We start from the raw sequence: 9,678 nt of genomic DNA on the forward strand, positions 1-9,678 counted from the left end.
CTGACCGGACTACTTTTGGCGGGATGATCCGCCCCCTCCGATCTGCGATCGCAGCGCTGTTGCTCGCGCCGGCGGCGCTCGCCGCGCAGCTGCCGATGATCACCGTCCCATCGGGGCTGTTGCGGGTCGATGTCAACGGCGCGTTCTACCCCAGCAACGACTTCCGTGACGACGGCGGCACGCGGCCAATCGGTTCGATGCTGGACGGTACCGACAACGGGATGGTGAGTTCGCTCCAGCGATCGCTGTCACAGATCACCGGGCAGTCGGTTACCGGCCTTTCGCTCGGCGGCGTGTCCGCGGTGGCGGCACGCGAACACGGTGTCGGCGAGATCGGCCTCGCGCTCGGCCTGACCCGGCGCATTACCCTCTTCGGCACGATTCCGATCGTCTACGTGCGCAACCGCGTGGCACTGGCGTTCGATTCGAGCACCAGTCGTGTCGGGATCAATCCGGCGAATACCATCCTCGGTACGTCGGCGGGCCAGCAGCAGGCGACGACGTTCTTCTCGCAGTTCGATGCCGCGCTGACCTCGCTCTCGACCAGGATCCACGACGGAGACTTCGCCGGCGATCCCGCGACGCTGGCCCTCGCCCAGCAGACGTTGACGCGGGCCTCGTCGCTCCGCGGTTCGCTCTTCTCGCTCCTCTCCGATCCGATCCACGCCAGTGCGGTGTTGCCGGTGAGCGGCGACCCTGCCGCCACTCAACTGCTCGGTGCGATCACGACACTGGAATCGACGCTGTCGAATCAGCTCGGCGTCGCCGACCTCAACACGGTCCCGGCGTTGCCGTCGGCCACGCTGACCAGCGATGAGTTCGGCTCGGTACTCGGTTCACAGGGTGGCTTCGGCTTCTCCACGCTGAACAGCCTTCCGCATTACGGCCTCGGCGACATGACGGCGGGCGTCGCCATCCAACTCGTCGATCGAACTTCACATTCGAGCGCGACGCATCAGGCAGCCTGGATCCGCGTCGCGGCGCGCTTCCCCAATGGAACGGTGGCCGACCAGTCAATCCTCCTGGCACAACCGACCGGAAGCAAGAGTCCGGCGGGGCTGGTCGACGGGATCGCCGAGATCGGAGCGCGTCACCTAGGCCTCCGCGCCACGGCGACATATCAGCACGAGCTCGCGGCGAACTATGTGGAGCGAGTGACTGCGCCGGATGCGCCGCTGGTGCCGGCATCATTCCTCGCCGCGGTCACCGTGCAGCCGGGCGACAGCATGGCGATCACCGCGCAACCGTTCTTCCGGTTCGCGCCGCATCTCGCGTTCGCCGGCGTGGTGCAGTTCTGGCGGCGCGGTGGCTCGAGCAGTTCGTACTTCTCAGGCCAGGCGCCGATTCCGGGGGTCAGTGCATCGGTTCTCGACGTGGGAAGCAGTGCGAATGCGCTGGTAGTGGGGATCGGGCTGGCGTATTCGCACGACGGTGTCGGACGCGATGGGCACGTCGGGTCGCCGGTGGAAGCAGGATGGTCGATTGAACGGACGATCGCGAGCGGCACCGGGATTCTGCCGGTCGCGCTGACGTCACGGGTTTACCTGCGAATCTACCGGCCGCTGCTCAAGCGGTGAAGTGAGCCTCGAGCATCGTCGCGGCCATCCGCCGCGCGGCGTCACTGTCGGGGTCGCCAAGCATGCGCGCCAGTTCAAGAATCCGGTCTTCCCCATGCAGCACGGAGACGTCGCTGGTCGCCACCCCGCCTCGCGTTGCCTTCGCCACCATGAGATGGCGATCGGCCCGAGCGGCGATCTGCGGCAGGTGGGTGATCACCAGCACCTGATGTGTCTCGGCGACCCTGGCGAGCGCCTCGCCGACACGAGTTCCCACCTCACCACCGATCCCCTGATCGATCTCGTCGAATACCAGTGTGGGCACCGCGTCCTGTCTGGCCAGGACCACCTTGAGGGCCAGCATCAGCCGTGAGAGCTCTCCGCCAGATGCGACCTTGGCGAGGGCCCCTGCCTCCATCCCTCGATTCAACCTGACGGTGAAGACGACCTGCTCAGCGCCGTCCCGCGCGGGCTGGTCCAATGGTGTGAGCACCACGGCGAACTCACCGCCGGCAAGACCGAGGCGCGGCAGCAGCCGGTTGACCTCTCTCGAGAGGCGCGCACCCGCCGTCGTGCGCAACGTGGTCAGTTCGCGTGCCACCGCGGCAAGTCCGCGCTCCGCACCAGCGATTCGTGCAGCGATGCCGCGAAGGTCCAGCGCCGCGGTGTCGAGCAGGTCGAGCTCGGCCCGAGCCGCGTCCCCCGTCGCGATGACGTCGCGCAGCGTCGCTCCGTGCTTGCGTCGCACTTCCTGCAGCAGGTCGCGCCGCCGCTCCACGTGCGCCTGCCGATCAGGGTCTTCCGACAGGGTGCCGAGATATTCATCGCTGCGCTGCGTCAGCTCGTCGAGCGCAGCGTAGGCGTTATCGAGAAGGTCCTGCCATGACCGTGCGGAATCGTCGATACGCTGCAATGCGTGGAGCGCGCGTTCCGCTCGATCGAGTGCGGCCCGGGCGCCGGCGTCCTCATCCTCGAGTGCGGTACGGATCCGACCGACCTGCTCCGCCAGTGCGCCCGCCTGCCCGAGGCGCGCCGCTTCGCGGTCGAGCTCCTCGTCTTCGCCAACGCGAATTCTGGCGGCAGTGATTTCGGCGACCACATGCCGCAACCAGTCTGCCCGCCGTTCGGCGTCGTCGCGGCGTGTCGCCAGGTCCCGCTCCTGTTCCCGCAGCGCGGTCAACTCGGCAAACGCTGCCGCGACGGACTTGAGAATCGGCTCGGCGCGCGCAAATGCATCGAGGAGGGCTCGCTGAGCTCGCGCGTCGAGCAGCTGGATCGTCTGATGCTGTCCGTGCAGGTCCACGAGCGATTCGCCGATCGTGGCCAGGACGCCGATCGTCGTCGGTGACCCGTTGACCCACGCCCTCGACCGTCCCTCGCTGCTGATCTCGCGACGGATGACCAGCGTATCCGCGACGTCGACGCCGTGTGCATCAAGCGCTGCGCGCGCCGCAGTCGGCACCGGATCGACGACCCCTTCGACGACCGCGCGGGTCGCACCGGGACGAATCGCGGCACGGTCGGCGCGATCGCCCAGCAGCAGTGCCAGGGCGTCGACCAGCATTGACTTCCCCGCGCCGGTCTCGCCGGTGAGCACGTTGAGCCCGGAGCCGAGTTCGAGCGAGACGTCGTCGATGGTGGCGAGATCGCGCACCCGGAGCGAGGTGAGGGTCATCGCTCTCGATCGGAGAGATCACCCCATTGGAGCTTTTCGCGCAGCGTGTGGAAGAAGCCCGATTCGCCGAACCGCACGAGGACCACCTTCCCCGGGGCCGCGACAATCTCGATCCGGCCGCCAACTTCGAGTGGTGCGGTTTCCTGTCCGTCGAATGACACCAGCAGTTCGCGTGCCTCGGGGTCGACCGATTCGACGCGGATCGTGGCATCGCCGCGGACAACGAGCGGCCGCACTCCCAGTGAATGCGCGCAGATCGGCGTGACGACAATCGCGTCGAGACTCGGCACGACGATCGGACCGCCGGCGCTGAGCGAATACGCGGTGGATCCGGTCGGTGTGGCGATGACGACGCCATCCCCCGACACCGGCCCCATCGGCTCATCGTCGATCATCACCTGGAATCGCACCACGCGAGCGACTCCGCCCTTGTGCAGCACCACGTCGTTCAATGCGAGGTGTTCGCTGGCCGGCGCACCATTTTCGTTCTGAAGCGTCGCGTGCAGCGCCGTGCGTACCGAGAGGCGATGCTCTCCGCGGCCGAACGCCTCGAGCGCGCCGCCAAAGCCGGTCCGGGCCACCGACGTGAGAAAGCCGACGCGGCCGAAATTGACTCCCAGAATCGGCACAGTGCGACCGCCAAGAAGCCGCGCACCACGCAGCAAAGTGCCGTCGCCGCCAAAGGTGACCAGAAGGTCGATGGCATCGACGTCGAGCGCGGGAAGTGGATCGGCAGTGAGCGCGGCGAGGTCATCCGGCGCAGACAGCACCCACCGATTTACCGAGGCGAGCCTGGTCGTTTCAGCGAGCGCCGATTCGAGCCCCGGGTAGCGCGGATTGCCGACCAGGCCGATACGCATCGAATTCAGGCGGTTGCCGGCACCACAAGCGAGCGGACGCGCTCCGCGATCCCGGCGGCGGTCAGTCCCTGCCTGGCCAGCTGGTCGCCGCGCGGGGCCTGCAACATCAATTCGTCGGCGACCCCCATCGCCACGACGCGAACATCGGGATCGCTCTCCTGCAATCGACGCGCGAGCGCGGCGCCAAACCCGTTCACGACCGTCCCTTCCTCGACGGTCACCAGGACGCGACAGGCGCGAACCAGTTCGGCGATCATTGCCTCATCCATCGGCTTGATGAATCGTGCGTTGATCGCGGCTGCATCGATCCCTTCCTTCGCGAGCAACTCCGCCGCGTCGAGCGCCGGCAACGCCATCGTCCCCGTCCCGACAATCGCAATGCCGCTTCCCGGCCTGAGCTGCTCCCAGCTGCCGTATGGGATCGGCTCGACGCTCGCAATCGGACTCGGATCGGTCGGGGCCTTGTCGCGCGGATACCGCAGTGAGAACGGTCCGTCGTGCGCCAGCGCCGTACGCATCAATCCGACAAGCTCGTCCGCATCCTTGGGCGCCGCTACCGTCATTCCGGGAACGGCGAGCATGTAGGCGATGTCGTACAGCCCCATGTGTGTCTGACCATCCTCGCCCACCAGCCCTGCGCGATCCATGCAAAAGAGCACCGGCAGCCGCTGGACCGCGATGTCGTGGATGACATTGTCATATGCACGCTGCAGGAAGGTGGAATAGATCGCGACCACCGGTCGAATCCCCTGGGTCGCGAGCCCCCCGGCGAACGTCACCGCATGACCCTCAGCGATGCCGACGTCGAAAAACCGATCGGGAAACTGCTTCGCGAAGATGTTCGTCCCGGTCCCGCTCGGCATCGCCGCCGTGATCGCCACCACGTCGTCATGCTCTTCGGCGAGCGTCGTGAGCGTGTCGCCGAAGATCTGGGTCCACGTCGGCGGCCCGGTCGGCTTCTTGCGGGCCTCCCCCGTCTTGGGATCGTATGCCGCGAGGCCGTGCCACTTCTCGCGATTGGCCTCCGCAAACGAAAATCCCTTCCCCTTTTCGGTGAGCACGTGCACCACGCGCGGGCCGTGCATCGGACCGACGAAGGCGAACGTCTCGCACAGCTTCTCGACGTCGTGTCCGTCGATCGGGCCGAAATAGCGGAAGCCGAGCTCTTCAAAGAGCATTCCCTGCGAAAAGAGGTTCTTGACCGACTCTTCAACGTTGCGCGCAAAATCGACGACGCCGTCGCCGAAGACCGTGCCGAGCTTGACGGTGAGCCGCTTGATCCGTTCGCGGAGGCGGTCGGTCCGCGGGTCGGCGACGATCCCGCCGAGCCGCTTGGCGATCGCGCCGACATTCGGCGAGATGCTCATGCCATTGTCGTTGACGACGAGGAGGATGTCGCGGTCGGAATGCCCGGCGTTGTTCATACCTTCGTAGGAGAGACCGCAGGTGAGCGCGCCGTCGCCGACGATGGCAATCACCTTGTAGTCGTCACCGTGCAGGTCGCGGGCGGTCGCCATGCCGAGGGCAGCGGACATCGCGGTTCCGGCATGGCCGGCGCCGAACTGGTCGTTCTCGTTTTCATCCCGCTTGAGAAACCCGGAGATTCCTCCGGTGGTGCGCAGGGTGGGAAATGATGCATTCCGTCCAGTCAGCAACTTCCAGGCGTACGCCTGATGCCCGACATCCCAGACCACCTTGTCGTGCGGAGAATCGAACTCGTGCAGCAATGCAATGACGAGTTCGACAACACCGAGCGAGGCACCGATGTGCCCCCCGGTGACGGAGACGCAATCGATCAGCCGATCACGGACTTCCTGTGCCAGCTGTGGCAGGAGCTCTCGGGGAAGTTGCTTGACGTCGGCTGGACCCTGAATGCGATCGAGCAGGGACACGGCGGCTCCCGTGATGGTGAAGAATCAGGACGGTCGCGTCACAATATACCGCGCCAGTGCGGCCAGCGACGCGGTCGCAACTGAAACGTTCGCGAGTTCGGCCACGGCGCGACGCTCGTGATGCAGCGCCTCGGTGCGTGCCGCGTCGACGCCAAGGACGCTGACATAGGTCGATTTCGCGAGCGCCGCATCGCGCCCCGCAGGTTTGCCGAGTTCCTCGGAGGTTCCGGTGGCATCGAGAACGTCGTCCGCGACCTGGAACGCCAACCCGATCTCCTCGCCGTACCGTCGCAACGCTTCGAGCACCTCGGGCGGAGCGTTTGCCGCAATGCCGCCGAGGACGGCAGCGGCGCGAATCAGCGCCCCGGTCTTGCCACGATGCACTGCGGTGAGTTCCGGAAGGGTCAGGCGGCGATGTTCGGCTTCGAGGTCACGCCATTGGCCGCCGACCATGCCGCGAATTCCGCCGGCGTCGAAGAGCTCCGTGGCGAGCGCACCGGCGGCGCGGTCGTCGAGGCCGAGCGCAGCGCTCGCCATTGCCAGCGTCTCCGCCGCCACGGGGACGAGGAGATATCCGACACGCGTAGCGACAGCTACATCGAAGGCGCGGTGCGTCGTGGGGCGTCCGCGGCGCATGTCGTCGTCGTCCATGCAGGGGAGATCGTCGTGGACCAGCGAATAGGTGTGAACAATTTCGACCGCGGTCGCGACGCCCGCGATCGCCGGCGAGGTACCACCGGCGGCGCGGTAGGCCGCCAGCACCAGCGCCGGCCGGACGCGTTTGCCCGGACTGCGAAGGGCGTACGCGAGCGCTTCGCCGGTGACGCCTGCGACAGTGTCGCGGAGCCGGTCGGCGCAGCGGGCCAGTTCGGCGTCGATGCGGTCGCGCGCTTCGGCAAGGAGGCCGAGCGCGTCGGCGCCGTCATCCATCCAGCGGTTCGAACCGGAGCGTGCCGCCGGAGGAGTCTTCGACCACCTGCCGGACCCGGATCTCCGCATCGGTCAGGCGCGATTCCGCGGCCTTGAGCCGGCCGACGCCTTCTTCGAAGAGTGCCAGCGCCGCGTCGAGATCGAGCGTGTCGTCTTCGAGTCGGCGGACGATTTCTTCGAGGCGCTTGAGGTCGTCGCTCAGCGACGGCGCATCGCTCATGATTCCTCCACGTGCGCCGCAATGGAGCCGTCGGCGACAGTGAGCGTGAAACGCTGGCCCGCCGCAAAATCGGCGCGGTGCGACAGGACCTTTCCCGACTGGTCGCGCGCCAACGCATAGCCGCGGCCCAGGACCGCGACCGGCGACAGCGCGTGCAGTTGTGCAGCGAGGCGCCCGACCGCGGCGCGGTGGCGATCGATGCGACGCGTCATCACCGGACCGAGCCGCGATGCCGCGTTGAGCAAGCCGCGCTCGGCGCCACGAACCTGATCGAGAAGTGCTGCCACCAATCGATCGCGAGTCCGTTCCATCCGATTGCGCCGTGCCGAAACCAGCAGCGTGAGCGCGCGGTGCAGCCCCGTTCTGAGCCCGTCGACCCGCGCCGCCACATCGCGGCGATCCGGAAGGGCAAACTCCGCGGCCTGTGACGGAGTCGCCGCCCGAACATCCGCGACAAGATCAGCGAGCGTGACGTCCACCTCGTGCCCGACCGCGCTGATCACCGGAACGGGACAGGCGGCGATGGCGCGACAGAGCAATTCGTCGTTGAATGCGGCGAGGTCGTCGCGACCGCCGCCGCCGCGGCCGATGATGCAGCAATCGATCCGCTCGAGGCGCGACACGATCGACAGCGCCGCCACAAGCTCCTGTGCCGCGCCCTCTCCCTGCACTGCACTGTTGACCACCAGGACTTCCACCGACGGCCAGCGCCGGCGCGCGACGGTGATCACGTCGTGAACCGCCGCCCCGGCGATCGAGGTGACGACGGCGACGCGCACCGCGAACTCGGGGAGACGGCGCTTGCGCCCGGGATCGAGCAACCCGTCGACGAGAAGCGCCTGCTTGATGCGCTCGACTTCCTGCGCCTGCGCCCCGATCGCGGCCGCCGGGAGAATCTGGGTGACGTTGAATCGCAGCGCGGTCCGTTCTTCCCAGACATTGGCGCTGCCGAGGGCAAAGACCTCCATTCCGTCGGTGAGCGGTGCCCGCAGCTGACCAGCCGCCCCGCGCCAGAGGGTGCAGTCGACCCTCGCCGTGGTGTCGCGAAGGCAGAAATACCAGTGGCCGCTCGGATAGCGCTTGACGCCGGTCAGTTCCCCGCGGACCCAGATCGGCGCCGCCTCTGCTTCGACGGCGCGCTTGATCGTTCGCGCGAGTCGCGACACGGACCAGGCTTCGTCGGCCATGGTCATGCCGGCGTCCGCGTCGGAACGGCCGCTATATCTACCGATACTATAGTGCTCATCCGTTGGCCGTTCCCCGCGCCGCCTGGACCGTGTTGACCAGGAGCATCGCGATCGTCATCGGGCCGACGCCACCCGGGACCGGCGTGATCGCGCCCGCGACCGCCGCCACCTCGTCGAACGCCACATCGCCGGCGAGCCGGTAGCCGCGCGGCTGCGACGGGTCCTCGACCCGGCTCGTCCCCACGTCGATCACGGTCGCTCCGGGGCGCACCGCGCCCGCAGTGATGAAGCCCGGCCGGCCGATCGCAACGATCAGAATGTCGGCGCTCCGGCAGATCGCCTCGAGGTCGCGCGACCGCGAATGCGCCAGCGTCACGGTCGCATCGCCACCGGCACCCGGTTGACTCAACAGGTTCGCCAGCGGCCGTCCCACCAGGTGAGACCGGCCGACGATCACGGCGTGAGCGCCGCGCGTCTCGATACCGCTTCGCACCAGCAGCTGCTGCACGCCGGACGGCGTGGCCGGCTTGAGCGCCGTCGGATCGCCGAGGACCAGCTTTCCGACATTGATCGGATGAAAACCGTCCACGTCCTTGGCCGGATCAATCCGGGTGAGGATTGCCGCACTGTCGATGTGCGCCGGGACCGGCAGCTGACAGAGGATGCCGTGGACCGCGGGGTCCGCGTTGAGGCCGTCGATAACATCGAACAGCTGCTCCGAGGTAGCGCTCGCCGGCAGCGTGACGACCTCGGAGCGGATTCCCGCTTCTCCGCACGCCCGTGCCTTGGCGCGGACGTAGGCCTGGGACGCGGGATCCTCGCCGACCAGAACGACCGCGAGGCCGGGGACCGTCCCGCGACGCGTGAGGTCTGCGACTTGCTGCGCCACGTCGCGTCGGATCGCCGCGCCAATGGCCGCGCCGTCAATGATCCGTGCGGTCACTTCGCGATGTCCGACGCGCGCGTCTCCCGGATGACGGTGACGCGAATCTGTCCCGGATACTGGAGCTCGTTCTCGATCCGGCGTGCGATCGTCTCGGAAAGCAGCTGCGCGTCGCTGTCGTTGATCTGATCCGGCTTCACGATGACGCGCACTTCGCGGCCGGCCTGGATCACGGTGGTCTTGTCGACCCCGGGATATCCTCCCGCGATCTCCTCCAGCTTGGTCAGCCGCTTCACGTAACTCTCGAATGCTTCGCGGCGTGCGCCCGGCCGCGAGCCGCTGATCGCATCCGAAGCCTGCACCAGTACCGATTCGACACTGTCGTGCGCCACATCATCATGGTGAGCTTCGATACAGTTGATCACCGCAGCCGACTCGCCGTGCTTGCGGGCGACCTCGACCCCGAGCTGCACGT

At 67.4% G+C, this 9,678-nt stretch carries 9 protein-coding genes; 1 reads left to right on the top strand and 8 read right to left on the bottom strand.

The features are described from left to right. The first annotated feature begins 23 nt into the window (after positions 1 to 23). Entirely contained in the window at positions 24 to 1,577 is a 1,554-nt protein-coding gene (locus VGM20_12205; protein HEY4101625.1) for a hypothetical protein, read from the top strand. On the opposite strand, the gene recN is transcribed toward VGM20_12205, so the two are convergent. The 8 genes from recN to VGM20_12245 all read right to left on the bottom strand — a co-directional run. Continuing rightward, positions 1,567 to 3,231: a DNA repair protein RecN gene (recN, locus tag VGM20_12210; protein ID HEY4101626.1), complete on the bottom strand. Its 1,665-nt coding sequence runs from the start codon at positions 3,229 to 3,231 to the stop codon at positions 1,567 to 1,569. The genes VGM20_12205 and recN overlap by 11 nt on opposite strands. Beyond that, positions 3,228 to 4,091 carry an NAD(+)/NADH kinase gene (locus VGM20_12215; protein HEY4101627.1) on the bottom strand — a complete coding sequence of 288 codons (864 nt, stop codon included), beginning with the start codon at positions 4,089 to 4,091 and terminating at the stop codon, positions 3,228 to 3,230. Before VGM20_12215 ends, recN begins: the two co-directional genes overlap by 4 nt. 5 nt (positions 4,092 to 4,096) lie before the next feature. Further along, a complete protein-coding gene (dxs, locus tag VGM20_12220; GenBank protein HEY4101628.1) occupies positions 4,097 to 5,983 on the bottom strand; it encodes a 1-deoxy-D-xylulose-5-phosphate synthase in 1,887 nt (628 codons plus the stop codon). Between the two features lie 24 nt (positions 5,984 to 6,007). Then, the gene (locus VGM20_12225; protein ID HEY4101629.1) at positions 6,008 to 6,913 is read right to left on the bottom strand and encodes a farnesyl diphosphate synthase; all 906 of its coding nucleotides are present in this window, start codon (positions 6,911 to 6,913) and stop codon (positions 6,008 to 6,010) included. Continuing rightward, complete coding sequence (gene xseB, locus VGM20_12230; protein ID HEY4101630.1) at positions 6,906 to 7,133, bottom strand: exodeoxyribonuclease VII small subunit; 228 nt, start codon at positions 7,131 to 7,133, stop codon at positions 6,906 to 6,908. The genes VGM20_12225 and xseB overlap by 8 nt, the downstream gene beginning before the upstream one ends. Then, entirely contained in the window at positions 7,130 to 8,326 is a 1,197-nt protein-coding gene (xseA, locus tag VGM20_12235; GenBank protein ID HEY4101631.1) for an exodeoxyribonuclease VII large subunit, read from the bottom strand. The genes xseB and xseA overlap by 4 nt, the downstream gene beginning before the upstream one ends. 49 nt (positions 8,327 to 8,375) lie before the next feature. Beyond that, positions 8,376 to 9,263, bottom strand: coding sequence for a bifunctional 5,10-methylenetetrahydrofolate dehydrogenase/5,10-methenyltetrahydrofolate cyclohydrolase (locus VGM20_12240; protein ID HEY4101632.1), 888 nt, complete (start codon positions 9,261 to 9,263; stop codon positions 8,376 to 8,378). Further along, a partial coding sequence (locus VGM20_12245; GenBank protein ID HEY4101633.1) for a ribonuclease Y occupies positions 9,260 to 9,678 on the bottom strand: 419 nt, incomplete at its 5' end. The genes VGM20_12240 and VGM20_12245, both read right to left, overlap by 4 nt.

The sequence above is a fragment of the Gemmatimonadales bacterium genome (genome assembly GCA_036500345.1).
Taxonomy (GTDB): domain Bacteria; phylum Gemmatimonadota; class Gemmatimonadetes; order Gemmatimonadales; family GWC2-71-9; genus Palsa-1233.

Coding starts and splice junctions, on each gene's coding strand:
- VGM20_12205 (HEY4101625.1), top strand. CDS start 24: ATGATCCGCCCCCTCCGATCTGCGATCGCAGCGCTGTTGCTCGCGCCG.
- recN (HEY4101626.1), bottom strand. CDS start 3,231: ATGACCCTCACCTCGCTCCGGGTGCGCGATCTCGCCACCATCGACGAC.
- VGM20_12215 (HEY4101627.1), bottom strand. CDS start 4,091: ATGCGTATCGGCCTGGTCGGCAATCCGCGCTACCCGGGGCTCGAATCG.
- VGM20_12225 (HEY4101629.1), bottom strand. CDS start 6,913: ATGGATGACGGCGCCGACGCGCTCGGCCTCCTTGCCGAAGCGCGCGAC.
- xseB (HEY4101630.1), bottom strand. CDS start 7,133: ATGAGCGATGCGCCGTCGCTGAGCGACGACCTCAAGCGCCTCGAAGAA.
- xseA (HEY4101631.1), bottom strand. CDS start 8,326: ATGACCATGGCCGACGAAGCCTGGTCCGTGTCGCGACTCGCGCGAACG.